11 protein-coding genes and 1 pseudogene are annotated in these 21,468 nt (G+C 45.8%); 6 read left to right on the top strand and 6 right to left on the bottom strand.

The window, feature by feature from the left end:
• Positions 1-35 precede the first annotated feature (35 nt).
• Entirely contained in the window at positions 36-2,306 is a 2,271-nt protein-coding gene (locus ACK8P5_RS05670; protein WP_422660007.1) for a PQQ-binding-like beta-propeller repeat protein, read from the top strand.
• A 74-nt stretch (positions 2,307-2,380) separates the two neighbouring features.
• On the opposite strand, the pseudogene ACK8P5_RS05675 reads toward ACK8P5_RS05670, so the two are convergent.
• From ACK8P5_RS05675 to ACK8P5_RS05685, 3 genes and pseudogenes are all read right to left on the bottom strand, one after another.
• A pseudogene (locus ACK8P5_RS05675) lies at positions 2,381-3,736 on the bottom strand (IS3 family transposase).
• Between the two features lie 90 nt (positions 3,737-3,826).
• Positions 3,827-4,366, bottom strand: a complete 540-nt coding sequence (locus ACK8P5_RS05680) for a chromate transporter (protein WP_422660008.1) — start codon at positions 4,364-4,366, stop codon at positions 3,827-3,829.
• Positions 4,366-4,959 (bottom strand): chromate transporter, encoded by a 594-nt coding sequence (locus ACK8P5_RS05685; RefSeq protein WP_422660009.1) that lies wholly within the window; start codon positions 4,957-4,959, stop codon positions 4,366-4,368. The genes ACK8P5_RS05680 and ACK8P5_RS05685 overlap by 1 nt, the downstream gene beginning before the upstream one ends.
• Before the next feature lie 362 nt (positions 4,960-5,321).
• Here ACK8P5_RS05685 and ACK8P5_RS05690 point away from each other — a divergent pair, with 362 nt between their 5' ends.
• Positions 5,322-9,059: a family 10 glycosylhydrolase gene (locus tag ACK8P5_RS05690; RefSeq protein WP_422660010.1), complete on the top strand. Its 3,738-nt coding sequence runs from the start codon at positions 5,322-5,324 to the stop codon at positions 9,057-9,059.
• Positions 9,060-9,272: 213 nt separating this feature from the next.
• Positions 9,273-9,914: a TVP38/TMEM64 family protein gene (locus tag ACK8P5_RS05695; RefSeq protein WP_422660011.1), complete on the top strand. Its 642-nt coding sequence runs from the start codon at positions 9,273-9,275 to the stop codon at positions 9,912-9,914.
• Positions 9,915-9,986: 72 nt separating this feature from the next.
• Here the strand turns inward: ACK8P5_RS05695 and ACK8P5_RS05700 are convergent, their stop codons facing one another.
• Together ACK8P5_RS05700 and ACK8P5_RS05705 are read right to left on the bottom strand one after the other, a co-directional pair.
• Entirely contained in the window at positions 9,987-11,672 is a 1,686-nt protein-coding gene (locus tag ACK8P5_RS05700) for a PH domain-containing protein (RefSeq protein ID WP_422660012.1), read from the bottom strand.
• Positions 11,665-12,150: a PH domain-containing protein gene (locus ACK8P5_RS05705; RefSeq protein ID WP_422660013.1), complete on the bottom strand. Its 486-nt coding sequence runs from the start codon at positions 12,148-12,150 to the stop codon at positions 11,665-11,667. Before ACK8P5_RS05705 ends, ACK8P5_RS05700 begins: the two co-directional genes overlap by 8 nt.
• 180 nt (positions 12,151-12,330) lie before the next feature.
• Here ACK8P5_RS05705 and ACK8P5_RS05710 point away from each other — a divergent pair, with 180 nt between their 5' ends.
• Both ACK8P5_RS05710 and ACK8P5_RS05715 read left to right on the top strand, forming a co-directional pair.
• Positions 12,331-13,272 carry a helix-turn-helix transcriptional regulator gene (locus tag ACK8P5_RS05710; protein WP_422660014.1) on the top strand — a complete coding sequence of 314 codons (942 nt, stop codon included), beginning with the start codon at positions 12,331-12,333 and terminating at the stop codon, positions 13,270-13,272.
• A gap of 65 nt (positions 13,273-13,337) precedes the next feature.
• Positions 13,338-13,820, top strand: coding sequence for a GyrI-like domain-containing protein (locus ACK8P5_RS05715; RefSeq protein ID WP_422660015.1), 483 nt, complete (start codon positions 13,338-13,340; stop codon positions 13,818-13,820).
• Between the two features lie 75 nt (positions 13,821-13,895).
• Here the strand turns inward: ACK8P5_RS05715 and ACK8P5_RS05720 are convergent, their stop codons facing one another.
• Positions 13,896-14,801 carry a TIGR01777 family oxidoreductase gene (locus ACK8P5_RS05720; protein WP_422660016.1) on the bottom strand — a complete coding sequence of 302 codons (906 nt, stop codon included), beginning with the start codon at positions 14,799-14,801 and terminating at the stop codon, positions 13,896-13,898.
• Between the two features lie 417 nt (positions 14,802-15,218).
• On the opposite strand from ACK8P5_RS05720, the gene ACK8P5_RS05725 reads away from it, so the two are divergent.
• Complete coding sequence (locus ACK8P5_RS05725) at positions 15,219-21,380, top strand: phosphodiester glycosidase family protein (RefSeq protein WP_422660017.1); 6,162 nt, start codon at positions 15,219-15,221, stop codon at positions 21,378-21,380.
• Positions 21,381-21,468: the final 88 nt, after the last annotated feature.

Genomic DNA, 21,468 nt, shown 5'->3' on the forward strand with positions numbered 1-21,468 from the left:
TCTATATGTGGCTTATTTCCGGAAGGGTGAATTGATTGAGCAGACAAAGCTCTTTTCACAAATTGCTGATGTATGGATGTATGACGGCAGTTAGTTTATCTCTCTTATTGAGTTCAGTCGCTGACGCCAATAATGTGGCGAGTTCTGAGGCTCGTTTAACAGGGATATACAAGGTAGGCGATAAGGTTACTTTAAAGCTTAACACGGTATATTTTTCGGACCAACTCACCAAGAACAGCGACTTACATCATCTTAAAACGGAATATTACGGCACACAGGGTGAGTCGTTTCAAATAGATGCTCTATCAGGTGAAATGGTTCGAATGAAGGACTCCTCTCGAGGAATCTTATGGATTCCTTCGTGGTATTTGACAAAAGAATCTGCTTCCACCAAAGTGATTGCACCCAAGACGATAAGCATGAAATCGAAGAGGAATATATTCCTGGCACCTGAGGGTGCCCTGAAGTGGTCCGAAGCTGGTCTTCAGAACAAGATGGTTGCGGTCACGCAGTGGAAAGATTGGTATGGAGTTCTTGTAGGGCCGGACGATTGGTATAGGGATGATATGATGATTTACCGTCCGGCACTGTTCTGGGTGCGGGCTAAGGATGTTGAAGCTGAGAAGACACTTCCAGATGGGTTATGGAATAAGGATTTAGATGTTTCAAGTGACCTGATAAGGGAACTTACATCATACAAGCTTAGAGCCGGAGATTCTACATCCTCTGTTCAGAAGCTGCTCGGCACTCCTAAGGTGAAAGAAACGTCAAGCAATCTACAGATGGAAGATAACGGGCCGATGCAGTTAGGAGAGTCATGGAGGTATGAGAGAGCGGATGCGCAGTTCATCGTTACCTTTGGCATGTCAGGGAAGCTGGAACATACGCAGTGGATCTTACCGTCTATTCATTCATATCGAGAGAAATATAGTGCCGGAGATGATTATTTCTCCACTTATAATTTCGTTACACAACCCCTGACCAGTACACTAGCATTCGATCCGGTATGGAGAAACCAAGGCGACCTTAACTTTACTTATCTGCTTGGTGGTAATGAGGATATTCTTCTGCTCCGAGGGGATGACGGCGGGTTCAGTGGTATGCATCATAACTCTTCACTCTATGCTCTAGAGCGATCATCCGGCGAGAAGCTATGGCAGCAAAATGCAGGGTTCGGATGGTTCACTTCTCACTTGGATCTAGATAAACAACATGTCACGATGTATTCGGCTTATAACCCGGATAAGAAGGAGTATGAAGACCGGGTAAGACATATCCGTCTGTCAGATGGGAAGACGATGTGGGAGATGAAACTGAAACAAACGAATGGTACATACAGAATGTCAGCAGCGAATAAGTCGATCATTATAGAAGATTCACCATCTTCACTTGAATCCAGAAAGGGTGGAGTGATCGTACTAGATAGCGAAACGGGTAAGATTCGATGGAAGAAGACGTTACCAAGAGACGTTCGGATTTTAAACCAAGGGATGGAAGATCCTTATGTGCTTATTCAGGAGGGGAAAACGCTTAAAGGATATGATCCGTTGACAGGGAAAGTGGCATGGACCTTTAAGGTGAAGGGTATTCAGTTAGAGGATCCAGCTATGAATCCATACTTCACAGGAGGGGCACGTCAGAATCCATTAGGGGAGGCAGGTAACAACAAGAGATGGACTCTTCTTGGTGAAGAATGGGTGCTGCTAAATACGAATAACGGTAAGTCAGAAGCTGTATACTCAGCTAAATCTTCGGAACAGTTTGAAGTGTTAAATGATTCGAGGTATCTTCTCGTGCGGCGCGGTATTGGGGGCGCTGAATATAGTTCTGCTCAACGATACGAGAGTGCACTCTATGATGCGGTGAAAGAACGCGAGGTTTGGAGGATTCAAGGAAGAGCAACGAAGGCCGTATTGGAGGACGATACGATCTATTTGGCTATCGATGGCACTCCCACTGCGATGGATAAAGAGACGGGTAAAGTGCTCTGGAAGATGAAGATGATTTCAAATAGGAAAGAGGATTTGTCGCATTTAGTCATCAGTAGCTTCGCTGTATTGGATCAATACTTGCTTCTTGAATATGGCTCTGACCTTGTCGTCTTGGGTAAAGAGGATGGGAGTCTGCTCGGGCGATTGCATAATGTACGCGCCGGTAGCGCCGAACTTCGTGAGCAGCAGTCGAGAAACGGTGCTTTAAATGTATTCCAAAAAGAGATTTATGTTGGGACGGCGAATGGAGGATTTGTACGTTATGATGCAGAGGCGTTGGAAGAATGGATGGAACAGATCGAGCGGGGGGAGTAAGTAGCTGGACTTCTGAATAAAGAGAAGCTGCCGAGCATTGAAGTGACCCCCAAAAGTTAGACACGGTGATTTCATCAGGCAGCTTTCTCAAAATGAGTTCGGTACTGTACCGGACTCATTTTTAATTTTGCCTTCAACCGTTTGGTATTGTAGTATTTTACATATTTTTTCAGTTCTTCTTTAAAATGCTCCACATTTTCAAACTCTTTATAGTACAGAAACTCCGACTTGAGAATACCGAAGAAATTCTCTATGACGGCGTTGTCGTAACAATTCCCTTTTCGCGACATGCTTTGGAGAATGCCTCTTGACTTAAGTGCATGGCAATACGGCTTCATTTCGGTAATGCCATCCTTGATCTGAATGAAGAAGAAGATGATGTTCTTCCGGCAGATGCTTCAGCCCTTTATCCAGCATCTCGGATACCAGAGAATATGTTGGCCGCGAACCAATGGTATAGGTGATAATCTCCCCATTGAACAAGTCCAAAATAGGCGATAGATATAGCTTTTCACCAAATAATTTAAACTCCGTGATGTCCGTCACCCACTTCTCATTTGGTGCCTCCGCCGTGAACTGGCGATCCAGATGATTCGGTGCAGTCTTGCCGACGGTCCCTTTATACGATTTATACTTTTTCATACGGACTAGGCATTTTAGACCCATCTTCTTCATGAGCCGCTGAACCTTCTTGTGGTTCACATTCCACCCACAGATTGTCAATTCATCACGAATACGGCGATATCCGTAGCGCCCCTCATGTTCTGCGTAGATAGACTGGATCTCAGCTTCCAAATCGGCATTGGGATCTGGTTGGTTCATACGCTTTATGAGGTTGTAATAGGTGCTGCGCGGGATACCAGCCAGCTGCACAAGTGCTATCACCGGATATTTATGCCTCAGTTCCCAGATGGCTTGCGCTTTGTCTTGTTTGGTGATTTTTCCTTGTTTCGAACTAAGGCATTCAACTTTTTTAGATACTCATTTTCCATTTCAAGCTGCTTAATACGCTCTTCGAGTGCTTCGACAGACCCTTCAACTACGGATCGTTTGGTAGACGAATTGGAATCTTTCTTCATGGAAGGACGCCCCTTCTTTTTTGACTCAAGAGCTTCTAGGCCGCCTGTCTCCATTTTTTTCTGCCAGGAATGCAAGACAGAGTAATTCGAAAGTTTGAACAGAGCAGCGGTATCCATGAGAGAAGCTTCTGATTGAGCCATATGATTGAGTACGTCCAGTTTAAAGCTTGCCGGAAAATTTGTATAGCCGTTAGTAAATGCAGACTCACCATGCATCTCATAGAGCTTCAACCAATATTGGAATTGGGACCTAGTAACATCCATTTGATTTGCGTATTCCGTCTGCGATATAAGTTCAGGGTCATACGCTTGAATTATCGCCAATTTCTTACCCCTAGTAAATTTAGTCATAAAAAAACTGCACCTCCAACTGTTAGTGTGTGTCTAACAATTGGGGTGCAGTTCAGCATTCGGCAGCTTTTTTCGTACATCAAGTGTAATTTACATCATGCCTGATAAGACGACAGCACCATATACAAATGCTGCAAGGATGACGAGTGCAGGATGAATTTTACGAATGTTCATGGCCCAGAAGGCCACGGCTGCAATGGCCAGCGTCTGAATCGTACCTACAGAATCCATGGAGCTTTTACCCATCTGCCAAGTCAATGTCAGCATCATGATCGCGATCACAGGCTGTACGAGCAATGTCATACCTTTGACGACCATAGATGTCCGGTATTTCTGTAGCAGCTTCAACAGCAAGATGAGCGCAACAGCAGATGGCACAACCGTTGCGGTAAGTGCTGACACCAATCCAATCCAGCCGGATACTCCATATCCAACAAAGGCAGCGATCTTCGTTGCGATGGGTCCTGGCAGTGCATTAGCTAAGGCAAGCATATTGGAGAAATCCATATCACTAAGCCAAGCGCGGCGTGTAACGACTTCTTCATACATGAGCGGGATCGACGCAGGGCCTCCTCCGTATCCAAGCACATTAGCGACAAAAAAACTAATGAATAGTTCAATCCATTCCATTATTCAGCGCCCTCCTTGTCCCGTCGTTCCTTCTTTAATTTCGCCACAACTTTAAAATGCACGGCTCCATAGGCAAGGAAGAGGATAATGACAAGTGCAGGGTGAACTTCAATCATTTCGAGTAGGAGAAAGGCTAGCAGGAAAAAACCAACGCCAGCATATTTGCCCAGTCCTTTCACTGCTTTTTCACCGAATTCATAAGCCATCGTACCAAGCATGACAGCAATAACTGGAGTAACCCCGGCGATCATACCTGCGATGATCTTGGAGCTGCTCAAATATTGAACTGCGGATAGCAGGAAGATCATCGCGATACAAGTCGGAAGAATGTGGGCTAATATAGCAACGATGGCACCAAGACTCTTTTTTTGCTGATAACCAAGATAGGCGGCCATTTTAGTTGCAATCGGACCCGGAAGCGCATTAGCAAGGGCGAGGACCTCTCCGAATTCGTCGTTACTTAGCCATTGGTATCGTATCACCGCTTCGTGACGGATCAGTGGGATAACGGAGGGACCTCCTCCATAACCAAGAATTCCGGTTCTGAACATGGCGAATGTAAGATCTAAATATGTATTTCCCTTTTTATTCAAGATAAGGATCCTTTCTTAAGTGAGATCTTGCTTATAACGGTATGTGTCTGTAAATATATAGTATCAAAAGTTTTCAATGAATGAGGTGCAAGCATCTTTTATTCATATCTCCTTATCTATTCCTTTTTATCCCTATCCTACGAGATTGAATTTGAAATACCTGCATAAAAAAACAAAATAAAATTTTAAAAAACTATTGAAAATTGAAATAAAATTTCAATATGATAAGTATACATCTAGTAATCAGCTTCTTGAGATTCACAAAAACCTAAATGGAGGTGAGAGAATCTTCTTTATTTCGTCAGGTCAAGAAGGTCCTGCAATAAAGTAGTCTCATTATTTTAAAGGGAGTGAATTTGTGAATGATTCGTAATGAGGAAGCTCGGCGACGTAGAACGGTATTTTGCTGGATGATGGCCTTGGTTATGACGGTGGGTATGCCGCTGTCAGGCTTCGGTAGTATAATCCCTAAAGTTTCAGCAGAGTCTCTGGCTGAAGTTAGGGCGGATGTCCCGACCGATTCTTCTACGGAGAATGTTGAAGGAGGTAACAACTCTGGTTCATCGGTGGAGGATTCTACAGATGGCTTAACAGAGATTCAGCCTGACACGATGGATCTGACAGAGGTTTCGAGTGATTTGCAAGCAGTGAATTCTTCGTCCTTAATCGTTGAGGAGTTCGAGAATCTTAATGATCTGCAAGTCTCTGTAGCTCGGGCTACAGCTGAGCTGGGTATTGTAGACAGACCTGTAACGATTCCTTATGGATATCATGCTGTTAAGCTTACTTATGATTTTAGGAATTTCCCCAAGGACACTTCCGCAGCATATCTTAACTTTAAAGATCGAGATGGATCTGTAGGGAGAACAATTCCTGGGAGCCCGAAGAGCTTGGGATTGTGGGTTTATGGAGATGGGGGAAATCACTGGTTGAGAGGTGTGGTCCTGGGGGCTGATGGTAAAAAAGAAACGGTGGATTTCACATCATCAACAGGACTGAGCTGGAAGGGCTGGAAATACATCACGGTTAATATTCCTTCAACTTTATCTGCCCCTGTAAAGCTATCACAAATTTATGTGGCAGAAACGAAGGAAACGAACAAGAACAGTGGAGCGCTCTATTTTGACCGGTTGACTGCCCTCTACAGTAACTCTAAAGTATATACGCTGGACATCACTGGACTGACCCCGATGAAGACGGGCGAATCTCAGCGTCCGGTAATGTATGGAACTTCTGCGAACATGACAGAACCTGCACTGGTTACGGGTGAAGTGCAACTTACAAGTAGTGATGAAAGCGTTATCAGTGTGACAGGGACTACATATGATACTTTACAGGCTTTAGCTCCAGGTGAGGCTATTATTACAGCGCAATATGATAATGCACCACCTGCAATATTTAACTTAAAGGTAACGGATGAAGAGATAGCACCTCAGCAGCTGCTCTTATCAGGCCCAGAAGATCTCGAAACCAGTGTTGCTGGAAAAATAAAGGCACATGCCATATATAGCGAATATGATCACCCACTTCCACTTGCAGATGGAATGACGTTCAATAGCAGTCATCCTGATATCGTCAGTGTGAGTGATGATGGATTGCTTACGGCCATATCTCCAGGATCGGCTACACTCACAGTGACTTATAAAGGGGTTTCCGCTGAGCATACGATCACGATAAAGAAACCGGTGCCTGTTCTACAAAGTGTTGAATTACGCGGTATTTCGGGCATAAGTGTGGGAGACTCTTTTGAAACGATCGCCATAGGGTTATATTCCTGGCTGGAAGATCCCGTAGAGCTGACGGAAGATGTGAAGTATGCCAGCAGCAACCCAGAAGTAGCATCCATAGATGAGAATGGAAAGGTGATCGGATTGAAGGTTGGAGGCACAAGGATAACGGCCACACATGGTGGCAAAACAGGCTCCCTCTATGTTACCGTAAGCCAGCCAGTAGCCATGCCGAAATCAGAGATGAGAGCAGCGTGGATTGCTACGGTGGAGAACATCGATTGGCCTGTGAAAGGAGCGAGCCCGGCAGCACAGAAGCAGCAGTACATTGATCTGCTGGATCAGCTTCAGTCTGTAGGTATGAATGCTGTTATTATGCAGGTTAAACCAACAGCTGATGCCTTTTATCCTTCAGAGTACGGTCCATGGTCAGAATGGTTAACAGGTACGCAGGGGAAGGACCCTGGATACAATCCACTTGAATTTCTGATTGAGGAAACCCATAAGCGGAATATGGAATTCCATGCTTGGTTTAACCCTTATCGTATCAGTATGCAGAGCGATATTAACAAGCTGACCGAGAATCATCCAGCAAGACAGCATCCGGACTGGGTAGAGTCTTATGGTGGCAAGCTGCTCTTTAATCCTGGAATTCCGGCTGCACAGCAGTTTATTCTGGATAGCGTGATGGAAGTGGTGAAGAATTATGATATTGATGCCGTTCATTTTGACGACTACTTCTATCCATATCCAGCAACGGGAGTAGACTTCCCAGATCAGGATACCTACCTAGAGTATGGATCAGGTTTCACGAACAAGTCCGATTGGCGTAGAAATAATGTGAACCAGTTCGTAAAAGCTGTGAGTGAAGCAATCAAAGCAGAGAAGAGTTATGTGAAATTTGGCATCAGTCCATTTGGCATTTGGAAGAACAAAAGTGTAAGCGCACCTGATGGGTCAGAAACGAATGGACTCAGCAGCTATGAAGCTATCTATGCAGATTCCAAGAAGTGGGTGGATGAAGAGTGGATTGATTATATTACCCCTCAAATTTATTGGTATAGAGGATATTCCCCTGCAGCTTACGATAAGCTCATCGAGTGGTGGAGTCATGTTACGGCTGGTAAGAATGTTCAACTGTATAGCGGTCAGGCTATTTATCGGATTAATACCGTGGACAGCTGGCTCGACCCAGAGGAAATGCCGAGCCAGGTTAAATACAACCGGAGCTTTGAAGAGGTTGCTGGAAGTATGTACTTCAGTGCAAAGTGGTTTGCAGACAATCCGCTGAATTTCTCAGATCGTCTTCGTCATGATTTGTATCGTACGCAGGCCTTGGTTCCGACCATGCCATGGCTTGATCATATAGCACCAGCGGCTCCAGCTAGTTTGGCAGCTGTGAACGGACAACATGGTGTTAAGCTGAGCTGGGCTTCCAAAGGCGATGAAACATATTATGTTATTTACCGTTTTGACGGCGAAAAGTCTTTTGATCTCCAGAATCCAGAGCACATACTGACGACACTCCGCAAACCAAACAGTGCGGCAGTTCAAAGTTACATTGATCTAACCGCGGTTGAGAATAAGACATACACTTATATTGTTACCGCCGTAGACCGGCTGCATAACGAAAGTGGTGCGAGTGAATCCGCAACGATTCTTTTCAAAAAAGTTATTGTCCCACCTACAGACCCGGGTTCACCAGTATCACCAGGTACGCCTGGGGCACCTGTAGTGCCACCGGTAACACCACCCGTGGTGACGCCGCCGGTAGCTCCTACACCTCCAGTAAAACCACCGGTGAATCCGCCCACACCGCCGCTGTTTAAAGATGTAACGCAAGTAGCTTCTTGGGCGAAGGAAGCGATTGAAGGCTTAGCAGCCATTGGGATTGTGAAGGGTGTGGGGAATGACAACTTCCAGCCGATGAAGCCGGTAACGCGTGCCGAATTTGCAGCTATGCTAGTCCGGGCTTTTAAATTAACAGGAGGAAGTGTGCCTGCATCGATGAAGGATGTTACAGCATCTGATTGGTATTATGACACCGTGGCTGCAGCGCTAAAGGCAGGATTAGTCCAAGGGATGAGTAGCGGTAAGTTTGAGCCGAATCGTCCGATTACTCGTGAAGAAATGGCAGTCATGAGTGCTAACGCTTTGAAACTACAGAACAATAATATGTCAGATAACTTAGAGGCTGCCCTCTCGAAGTTCAAAGACAAGGAGAAGATCGCTTCGTACGCGAAATCTGCAGTTGCACTACTCACGAAAGAGGGCATTATTAATGGAACTGGTGCAGAACTTTTCACTCCCAAAGGGATCGCTAATCGTGCACAAGCAGCGACGATCATCTGGAATCTGTTGAGTGTTAAATAATACTTGGAGTTATAAGTAGGTATAAGAGGTGCCTGGGGTTATTCTCCTGGGGCCTTTTTTTATCATTCCATTCACCTTAGTACACTTCCTGATTAAGAGCATTTTCAAAGTTGTTTCGATTATTCGTGAATGAAGTGGTAGAATCGGAGAGGAGGATAAGGCATACGATCCTTCAACCATCATAATGCCTAACGACTACTAGAGGAGTGCTATATGTACAAGAAGCTAGGGCTGATGCTGCTGTATGCAGGATTTGGTTATCTTATTTATGTTTATGGAATGGACATGCTAGGTTGGGTTGAGGCTTCAAATTCCATTCCGCTCGTTATCCTGATCGCCATTACGGTGGCTTTATTTCCTGTTTTTCCGTATCCATTAGTTGGCGGCATGATTGGTGCGGTGTTCGGACCACTCCTTGGTGGAGTCATAACTTGGATCGGATCTACAGCCGCTTCCATTATAATGTTCTTGTTCGTACGTTACGGTTATCAGGAGTGGGGGAATCGATTTCTTCACCGGCAGAACCGTCTTGGGCAAGTGACCGCTTTATTTGAAAATAATGCATTTCTAACGATCCTCTTTTCAAGATTCATTCCGTTTATTCCCTCTTTCGTAATCAATGTGTATTCGGCGGTAAGCCGGGTTTCGTTCTTATCGTACACACTGGCCTCTGCACTTGGCAAAATCCCTGCGATGCTGCTCTACGCTGTCGTGGGTGATCATCTCATGACTGAGCCGCGCAATATTGTATTGACGACGGGTGTCTATGGCGTATTTATAAGCCTAACGTTGTTGATCTATCGTTATTGGAAAAGAAAACAGCTATTGCAGCAAGCTGCTTTAGATACAGCTTAACCATACAGAGCGCATTAAAAAAGGTGAACAGTCCAATGACATGTTCACCTTTCTTGTTATTCCGGATTTGAATTACTTAGGAATCTCCTCTGCTGTGCTGATTGTATTCGAGCTTGTTCCTTTCGAGCGGCGATACCAGTTCCATATACGTTCTACGGCAGACTGCTCTAAACAGAACATTTTTCCGTCATACTGGCTTGAGATCAGGTTTACCTCAAAGGAGAGCAGATTCTTCCGTCTTTGCATTCTAGTACCAGATACTTTAAGACTAATGACTTGTGGGCGCCGGATATATTTGGTGGTACGTGAGATCCTGCGGTTCCGAATGGTCAACTGCTTACCCTGAAGATGAATACCTGCGTCCTTGTGTGTCAGAATTGCCCATAAGAGCGAGATGGGAACCAGGAGTAGCGACCATAACCCTGGCGTTTTAAAATACCAGATACACGCCGCGCATATAGCGATACTAATGAATGCCTCTAGTCGCATGTACAACCATAGTGATCTAGGCGGAGGCGGGGTATCTACCGTATCCGCACTGTACTGAGGAACGATACGTTCAAGTAACGCTCCAACTTCTTTCATTGGAATCATAGGGTGCAGCATTAAACTTTTCTCCGATTCGGAAGTCAGCACATGAAGTTTAACCTCACTGTAACAGAAGGGTTGACGCAGGAGCCCCTCTTTCACAGAGACAGCTTGAACTCGCTGCGGAGAGAAGAACATTTGCTTGCGGTCAAGCAGACCGCACGTCACAGCAATCTGTTTGCCAACACGCTCTACTGTAAATCCAGCATATTTAATCGTATAGAGTACCGCTGATAACAACCACGCCAGAATGAGTGCGAGCGCGATGACCGTAATCCATCCCCCAGCAAGAATATGATCGGCCTCCTGAAAGAGTCTCGAATAGAGCTTGTCGGGCAGAATATCATCGGCTAAAGAGAATACACCAGCAATAAAAGCAAGTGCAAGCGATATATTGAGTGACGTGAGTGCTGCAAGCATGAGGTGGCCTGCAGAGAGTTGCAATAGTACCGTGCGCTTTTCGGGTACGCTAGATGCTTCCGGCGTAGTTACGGTTAGCGGAGTGTCATTGGAATCATTTATGAGGTATCTTTCACGAGTCTGCAGGGTACCCTGTGTCTTTTCAACATCGGTTAAGTGCTCAGTTTGTTCATTATGGCTTCTTAAGTTAGTTCGGTCTGAAGACACGTACTCTTCAGTTTCTGAATGTTGCTTCGCTGTATCCATGCTGCCCACGTTACGGGGTTCAGTCTGATCTGATAGAGCCGACCCGGCTGCTGTACGTTCCCTAAGCCAGCGCTGTAGCCGTTCTGCTTCCGCACCAGAAACGGCAGGTAGCTTACCCCCATCATCCGATTTACCTGGCGTATCTATCTTGACTTGGGTCAATCCAAGAATACGCTGCACGAGTGGTTGCTCCATGTTCATGGAGTGTATTCGTCCAGTGTATATTGAAAGCTCCTCTCGAAAAAAAACACCACGACGGATAACAATCTTATGATCCTCAAGCACGTACACGAACCGTCTCCATTGCAGCCACCCGTAACCAATCAGTAATAATATGGCTGCGGTTATTCCTGTAATTATCCAGTACCATGTCGTACGCTCTAGAGATCCATTGAATAGATTAAAGCCAAAGATGATGATGGCTGGGATGAGCCCCCTGATCGTACTTACGAGAGGGAACAGGATGTACAGCCTATGCTGATGTAACTCTTCTCGTTCATTCATCGTACTCCACCACTTTCGCTAGCTCACCAATCTGCTGTTTTAGTTGCTCCGCTTCATCTGACGCAAGTGCCATGATGATATGTGTTTTAGCAGCCGTTACGACTTTCACCTCAGCAAGGCCATATTTCCGAAGTAGCGGGCCTCTTTCTAACTCGACATGCTGGACACGTGTCATCGGAACAACGATGTCGGATAACCATATGAAGCCTGAGCGAATCTCTAACTCCTCTTCGGACACTTTAAAGCCGAACGTTCTATAGGAAAGTTCGGGTAAGATCCAAGTGAACCAGACCAACGTGACTAGAAACAATCCTATCCCTATCCAGCCGGGAATAAGGGTCCAATCGTTCATAGCTGCTATCACTATATAAGCGATGTCAATGGCAAGTAATATGGCACTGAACGCAAGACCCGTAAACCGTGAAGCTTTGACTGAATCCGTATGACATCGGCGCATGGAAGCAAGCCGTTCGTTCATTTCGTACTCCCCCTTATGTAATTAAGAAAAACGTGCGATTCTATATATTTTATCATGAATGGATACGTAACGATGAAAGAGAATAACCAGGTGTCCTTAACATCTTTCGTAAGTGTTTAGCTATAGTTAAGATATATAATTAAAGTGACTAGTGAAGAACGGAAGGACATGATGTTGTTTATGAAAATAGATCGTTTGCTAGCGATTACGGTACTTCTACTGAATCGTGGACGGGTTAGCGCGAAGGAATTATCAGAACGATTTGAGGTTTCAAGCAAAACCATTTATCGGGATATGGATGCCTTAAGTCAAGCCGGGATTCCCGTAGTGGCTTATCAGGGAATCTCTGGCGGTTTTGAGATTATGGAACAGTTTATGATCGATAGGTACTGGCTTTCGATTGAGGAGATGGGGGCGTTAGTTACAGCAGTGAAAGGGATCAACCTAGCCCTAGAGGATAAGGAGACCGACGCATTGCTCCAGAAAGTCAACAGCCTATTACAGAAGGCGCAGCGTGGTTCCATGTGTGATAAGCGTGAAGAGCAATTGATTATGGATATGAATCCTTGGGGACAGCGAAGCGGGATTAAAGATGTAATGAAGCTTCTAAGAAAGGGGATCGAGGAGAGATGCCGCGTGGCAATCGAATATATTTCTTCGGATGGGAGAAGCCAGCATAGAATCATCGAGCCTGTATCCCTAATCCTCAAGAGTTCCATTTGGTATGTGCAGGCATACTGTACGATGCGCAAAGATTTCAGAGTGTTTCGCTTATCTCGTATTCAACATGCGGAGCTCACGCAAGAGACATTTGATCCCGTAACAGCCCCCGTGCTTGACCATTATCAGTGGGATGTATCTTGGTCTGAAACTTCCGAGGTAGCTCTCATCCTTACGTTTGATCTTGCAGCAAGGCAGCGGATCGCAGATATGTTTCACCCCGATGAGGTGAAAATGTTACCGGACGGTTCTTTTCAGATTGAGGTTATGATGAAGCCGGATGAGTGGTTTTATGGCATGATTCTAAGCTTCGGAGGTCTAGTAAAGGTTGAGAGTCCAGACGATGTGGCTCAGGAAGTTGTACGCCGGGCTGAACAAATAATGGGACGTTATAGGAACTGAGACAGACAGGTGTCCACTTTTCAAAGGTAGACTAGAAACATAACCAGATGAAAAGAGGATGACATATGAATATCGAACGTGTTAGCAGACCAGCGGTACAGATTCGTGGGATCGCAGAAAGAACATCCAACCGGGCAGAAATGGGACCGGAAGGAAAGATTTCAGGCTTGTGGGAACGTTTTTTTCAGCTTGGAGTATTGCAGCAGCCTGGACTGAAGTCTGAGTTTATTTACGGTATGTATACGGAATATGAGAGTGATGTGAATGGGGAATATACCGTCTTGCTCGGATGTGAGACGAATGGGGAAGAACCAGCTAATTGTCTGGAGAACATGAAGACGGTGCATATTCCTGCCTCAGACTACCTCGTATTTACTAGTCAGCGGGGAGCTTTCGAGTCTGTCGTGCCGGAATTATGGCAGCAGATCTGGTCGTACTTCCACGATAGCTCCGAAAGTAGAACATACACAGGAGACTTCGAACTATACGATGTAGCTGGGTTCGATCCATCGAATGCTATGGTAAAGGTTTATATGGCCGTAAATTAATACGAGTGGAATAAAGAAAGGAGCTGTTTCGAAAAGTAGATGGATCTACTAGGAAACACGCTCCTTCTTCTATATTTAGCGAGTATTATTTTTAAGCTCAGACAATGCATTGTGCAGCTCAGCATATTGAAACTTGAATCCATGCTCTAACGCCTTAGCTGGGAGGATTCGCTGTCCTTTCAGTAGAATGAGCGAGAGTTCACCGAGCACACGCTGAAGAAGAAAGGCCGGAACAGGGAACCAGTGAGGACGATGATAGACCTTAGCAACGGTGCGACCGAATTGATCATTCGTAACCGGATGCGGTGAAGCTGCATTAACAGGGCCACTTATCTCAGGATGTTGGATACAGAAATCGATAAGACTTACGATATCGTCAATGTGAATCCAAGACATCCACTGCTGACCGCTGCCTATTTTGCCGCCGATTCCTAGTTTATAGGGGAGAAGCATTTTTGGAAAAGCCCCACCCTCATTGCCCAGCACTACACTGATTCGTAGTTTAACAACGCGCTCCACATCAATACGATCCGCTGCATCCTCCCACTGCGAGACGACCTCGGACGGAAAGTCCATTACTCTTGAAGGACTCTGCTCATCAAAAGTTAGATCCTCTGATGTTCCGTAAATGGCCATGGCTGACGCTTGAATAACGACGGAAGGTTTCTGATTAAGCGTATGCATGAGATCGGCCACGGCAGATACGGTCTTTTGCCTAGAATTGCGAATGCTTTCTTTACCTTTGACAGTCCAACGCTGACTAAGCGAAGCGCCTGCTAGGTTGACAAGTGCATCTAATCCCTCGAAAACTTGGGGACTCGACTTCATATCATCCCAGGTTACATATTGAACAGACTTATTTTTTGCAGGGCTATCAGGCTGCTTACGAGTGACAATCATAACATGATGGCCCTCAGCCACCCAACGCTTGCACAACGCTTGACCGATAAATCCAGTACCTCCACAAATGGCAATCTTCATAAGAAATCTCCTTTACGATTCATCCATATATGAACATCATAGAGCATGGTCTAGTGTAGATCAAACGGTGGTGAGCTCACAGCGTTACTTCTTATTCTATAACATGTACACTACTTCTTTAACCATGAGTTGTAGGCGATGTTATATCTAGCTGAGGGTATTCGACAACCTTTTTAAGGAATCAGGTTCGAAGGTCATAGAGAAAGGGCTGTAGTCCTGAAAAATCTAAGTTATAACTGGTCAATTTGATGCTTTATTCGAGGTTTAAGGTTCGATATAGTACTTTGTGTAAGCGCTTTATTTTAGTTCGGGAGGTCGATCGTTTCAATTAACAAAAGATTAACACATTCGGGGGGTGGAGTTTACAACGTATCGATATACTGTCCGGGAGGGTGACTGGTCATGGAGGCCACCCGCATGAGAATTCGTTTTTTAACTAGAAATGGAGGTCATGATGGAATGGCAGGAAGCAAGCGAAAATCAGTGATATCTTCTCTACTTAGTGGTGTGATGTTATTGTCTCTTATTATGCCTGAAGAGCGAGTGATGGCAGAGGAAGTGACTTCAGACACTGGAGTGATTCTGGATCAGCAGAAGATGGAGATTGGACCGGGAGCGACGTACACATGGAAGAACATGAAGCTGGATCGGGGATTGGAAAAGCTTCATTATGTTGAGTTTAATCCGAAAGAACAAGTGCTCGAACTTCAGCCAGGAAAGACGGACGGGAAAATTTATGGTATGCAGGGAGTTACCCAAATGGCATCGGATGCCGATCAAGAAGGTAATCGGGTCATCGCAGCGATCAATGGGGACTTTTACGATATGTCTAATGGCTTGCCGCTCGGTCTGTTCATGGGCGATGGAGAACTATTGAATAACCCTCCGAATGATTGGCTTGCCTTTGGTATGAGAGCAGATGGTTCGACCATATATGGTCCAAGTCCGAAGCTAACCCGAACGGTAAATATCGGTGGAAAAGAGAGTAGCCTTACAGCAATCAACCGATTGCGTAGTAGTGATGCCTTGGTTCTCTACACCCCTTCATTTTACACTTCAACCGTAACCAATGCTCTTGGGGATGAGGTTGTGCTTGATATATTGTCAGGCGAGGTGAAAAGTGGACAAACCTTGAAATTGAAAGTACACGAGATACATAAGGACAAGGGCAATACTCCAATTACAGAGGGTAAGGTTATCTTATCTGCATCCGGCAAACATCGCGAGATTTTAGCGGGGCTTAAAGTTGGTGATGAAATTAAGGTATCTTTAGAGCTTGAAGCGGAGTGGAAGGACGTTAAAATGGCCATCGGCGGGCAATCCCGGTTAATTGCGAATGGGGAAATTGTGCCTACCAGTGATCCGGCAGTATATCCACGTACAGCGATTGGTACAAAAGCGGATGGCTCTATAATTATGCTTGTCATCGACGGACGTCAGCCTGGCTTCAGTGAAGGCGTGACTTTGACGGAGCTCAGTCAGATTATGAAGGAGATGGGGGCTGTCGACGCTCTTAATTTGGATGGCGGCGGCTCTGCGACTTTTGTTGCGAGAATGCCAGGAGAGACCACTCGTAAAGTGATGAATTCCCCGTCTGACGGTGGGGAGAGAAGGACGGCGAATGGTATTTTGCTAGTCAACAAAGCGCCTGAGGGGACAGCGGACAAGCTAGTAGTGAAGCCGCCGATGGAGCGGGTGCTTGCAGGGTCTACAGCGGTATTTAAGGCAGGAGCAGTAGATAGCAACATGCATCCAGCACGCTTATCGAGCAACGTCGAGTGGAGTGTTACACCAGATCTGGGTACGTTCGACGGAACGGGCGTATTCTCAGCTGGTTCAGGTGCAGGCATGGCGGAAGTGAAGGCTGTGTCTGGCAGTTTGAGTGGAACGGGAACGGTGGAAGTTGTGGATGAACTGACGGAGTTAAATTTTGGTGATACGGTCAAAAGTTTTGCTCCGGGACAGTCCGAAACGCTGGAAGTTACAGCTTTACGTAACGGTCAGATTATCCAAGCTGATAACAATCAATTGGAATGGCGAACGGAGGGAGATATCGGTACGATCGATGACCGAGGTACATTCACAGCAGTGAATGAGACGGAGAAGAATGGAAAGATCATTGTAGGCTACAAAGGCATTGAAGCGTCTGTAGACGTAAACATTGGTCTTCCTCCAGTAATTCTAGAGGATTTTGAGAATGGCCTGGATGCCTACCAAGAAATTGCAGGTGCACAATACAACTCCGTTAGAGTGAGTATTGAGAATGACGAAGATCTAGTTCGATTCGGTAATAACGCATTGAAGCTTGAGTATGATTTTACTGGAAAGCCAGGAACCTCGGGAGCTTATCTGCAGACCAAGAGCGCGGCGAATAACATTGTCATTCCAGGTTATCCCGAGAAAATAAGCATGTGGGTGTATGGGGATGGGAAGAAGCACTGGCTGCGTGCGCAAATGCGTGATAGTAAGGGGGCGATTCCTCTTAATTTTGTTGATGAGAGTACGGGTGTAGACTTTGAAGGATGGAAGTACTTAGAGGCAGACGTTCCTAAGGGGCGCGTTATGCCACTGACGATGGACATGCCTGTGCGATACATGGAGACTTCGGCAGCGAAGAAGGACGCGGGTGTTCTCTATGTGGACCAGATCCGTGCACTATATGGTCCGAATCAGGATGATATGAATCCACCGGTGCTTAAGGAATTATCACCTGTAGATGGAACAACGGTTCCCAGCAACCAACCCAAAATTTCAGTAATAGCAGAAGATGCTGATTACGATCCGAACAAGCACCCAGGCACAACATTAATCGATCCAGACAAGATCCGATTCTATCTGGATGGGAAGCTGGTGGAGCATACACTGTACCCACCTAAAGGAGAAATTCACTACACACCATTAACACCGTTAGCAGATGGTGTTCATCAGGTGAAGGTTTCCGTTAAAGACCTTTCTGGCAATCAGACGATCAAAGTATGGACCTTTAGTGTAGACACTGGCTCTTCTAAGGTTGTATACAGCACACCGAAGGATATTTATGCGGGTGGTACGTACACGTTAGATTTGTCGGCTGTAAAACCATCGGATATCCGCAGCGGGGAGATTGAATTCGCTTATGATCCAGCTAAGCTGGAGAATCTAGAACTTGTTCGTGGCGAGAAGTTGAGTGAAACTCAGCTACAGGCTGAAATTGACAGTCAAGCAGGCCGTGTGATTTTGAAGCTAAATGATATCCATACAGCTGGTTTGACGGACAAGGACTCGATTGGACAAATTCAATACCGTGTGAAAAAAGATGCAGTTGGAACGCATACGTTTGAATTCACGTCTGGATCGATCTCTTTTGTCAGCACAGGGGATATCTCTTATCCGTTCTTTGGGCTTCCTCAGACCTCAGAAATCCGAACGCATTTGTCGCTAGAGTGGAATGAAGAGGGCCAAGTTGAAGGCTATGAAACGACATTTCAAGTTAAGGATGAGAGTGGTGCACCACTCGAAGGAGCAGAAATAACGGCAGACGGTGTGCCGATTGGCGTAACGAATTCGGATGGAATTCTGAGAGACAACACACTTACCTCGGCAGTTAAAACGTACAAACTGCAGGCTGTAAAAGGAACATTCTACAGTCCTATCGTACCCTTTACGGTATCGAAGCTGTTCGGAACGAAGACACCCTACAATATCAATGTAAGCATGGGTGAGGAGCCAACGAAGTCCAGAGGTTTTACGTGGCATACGAACCCGGGTGTGGATCAGTCGGTGGTTGAGCTGGTAGAGGCATCTGAATTCACAGACTTTAATGGACCGAACGTGACACGTATCCAGGGTGAGAATAGTCTTTATCAGACGCTGGATATCGGTACGATTCGGGTGCATAAAGCGATGGCAAATGGATTGAAGCCAGGAACGGATTATATTTACCGTGTAGGTGACGGACATGAGCATTATAGCGCTCAAGGGACGTTCAAGACTGCAGAGGTTGAAGGGGATCATACGAAGTTTTTGTATTTTGCAGATTCGCAAGGGAGTACAGAAGCTGACTTTAAGCTCTGGGGGAATACGGTTCGAAAAGCGATAGGCGAACACCCGGATTCTGAGTTTATCTACCAAGCAGGAGATATGGTGGATAAGGGGTTTAACGAGAATCAATGGAATTTATGGTTCAGGGAAGCGCAGGATGCATTCTTAAATACGACACTCGTTGGAGCTATCGGTAATCATGAAGTCATGGGGACCAAAGGGAACAGTGATTTCCTAGCACACTTTAATCAGCCTGGTAATGGTGTGCCGAGTCTACAAGGAACGAACTTCTCCTTCGACTACAAGGATGCTCATTTCATCGTTCTAAACAGCGAGTACCAGTACGAGGAGCAGAAGGAATGGTTAGAGCAAGACCTGGCCAAGACCACGAAAAAGTGGAAGATTGCGATGTTCCACCGCGGGCCTTACGGAAGTATTTACGATACGGTGGAAGTAAGAAATCTGTGGGCACCTGTGTTAGAGAAGTATAATGTTGACCTTGTCTTAAATGGGCATGATCATATGTATTTACGGACTCATCTTATGAAAGACAAGCTGGTTTCAACAGATGGTCAAGGGACAACCTATGTGATTGCAGGATCGTCAGGCTCCAAGTTCTATTCGCTGACCGCAAGAGATTGGCAGAAGGTGACAGATGAAGAACAAACGCAGATGTATGCTTCCGTTGAAATTATGGGTGATGAATTGAGAATGTTAACAAAGACTGTAAGCGGACGGGTGGTAGATGAATTTACTTTATCCAAAAACACCGATCAGCCCGAATCCATTGAAATTGAGCAGCAGGATGTCATCCTAGCTCTCGGTGAGAGCAAGGAGTTAACCGCTGCGGTTAAGCCAGATCATGCAGCGGATAAAACAGTCACATGGTCGGTATACAGTTCTGACCCTGAAGAGGTGGTTACCATCTCTGCAGAAGGTATGGTTACGGCCAAAGGACTTGGTACCGCTGTTGTCCGGGCTACGAGTAATGCCGTACCGGAACTGTATGCAGAAACTACGATCACAGTAGATCGAGTTCCAGAGGGAGAGATCGAATCTCTGGAGCTGCAAGGTAAGTCTTCTCTTAAAGTAGGAGAGACGAATCAGACCGTGACAGAGGCCGTATATGAAGATGGTACTCGGATAAGGCTGCTAGAAGGTGTTGTGTATGATAGCAGCGCACAGAGTGTTGCATCCATTGACGATGCAGGATTAATAAGAGCGTTGTCAGAGGGTACAACGTTGATATCTGCAACTTATGGGGAGTTTAGCGCTAGTTATGATCTGACCGTCTTATCTTCGGGAACACCGGATCCAGATCCAGGGGATGGCGGAGGAAATACAGACGGAGAGAATCCCGGAAGCGGCGGTGGTGGGGGATCAACGTCTCCAGCTCAGCCACCAACTGTGCCTGTTCCGGCTCCTGAGGCTACGGGCAAGATTACAGTAAGTTCTTCTGAACTTGCAGCCATGATAGCCAAAGGTGAAGTGGTACTTACCACGAAGGAGTCATTGGAAGAGGTGTTATTGCCGGGCAACGCTGCATCACTGTTAAAGGAAATACCCGTAACGGTGAATGCGGGAAATGTGGCACTTACTATTCCAGCAGAGGTGCTTCGTGCACTGAGTGAGCTAATTCCCGCTGATCAGCGAGAGGGAAGCACGATTAGGCTTAGCGCGAAGAGAATAATGGGTGAAGATGCGCTTCGCTTGATAGCTGAAGCAGCAGATAAATCAGGTGCTGTGATTGGTGCAGCAAGTGATCTATTATCCTTTAGCTTAAGTATTACGACAAAGGACGGTAAGACGACCGAGCTTTCAACGTTCACCAAACCGATTACCATTCATCTCCCTGTGAAGGGTGTTGTGGACCGTAAATTGACCGGAATCTATTCTATTGCAGCTGATGGAGGTCTGGAATTCGTTGGTGGTACATGGAATGGAGAGAAGCTTACCACGGAAATTCACCATTTCAGCACGTATGCTGCACTTCATTTCAATAAGAAATTTACAGATGTACCGGAAGGGCATTGGGCTGCTCACGTTATTCAAGAGCTGTCAGCTAAGCAATTCATTAAAGGCATCAATGATGATCAATTTGCGCCAGCCAAGGCGGTAACAAGAGCTGAGTTCACGGCTATGCTCGTTCGTGTGCTAGGTCTTCAGCTAGAAGGGAATTCACACTTTGAAGATGTGGCTTCTGATGCATGGTATGCAGGAGCCGTAGCTGCTGCAGCGAAGGCGGGGATCGCTAACGGTGTAAGCTCAAAGGAGTTTTCTCCTAACGCTGTGATTAAACGCCAGGAAATGGCCGCTATGGCTGTAAGAGCATATCAATCTGTAGCGGTACAGCAAAGACTGCTAGGCAAGGAGATTCAATTTAAGGATGTAAAGGGCTCACCGATCTGGGTTCAAGAAGCTGTCCAATCGGCATATGTCCTTGGTCTAGTGAAAGGAATCTCAGATGATATTTTTAGACCTCAAGGTATAACCACACGGGCGGAAAGTGCCCAAGTTATTTATAACCTGCTGAAGAAACTACCCGGTTATGTGATGTAAGTTGAATGGATGAAAACAGCCTCCACCCAGTGAGTTATGGGGTGGAGGCTGTTTGGTATTAGTTATTAATTGAGGTAGGACTAGGTTC

It is taken from the genome of Paenibacillus sp. EC2-1, from assembly GCF_049311625.1.
In the GTDB taxonomy this organism is placed as follows: domain Bacteria; phylum Bacillota; class Bacilli; order Paenibacillales; family Paenibacillaceae; genus Paenibacillus_AQ.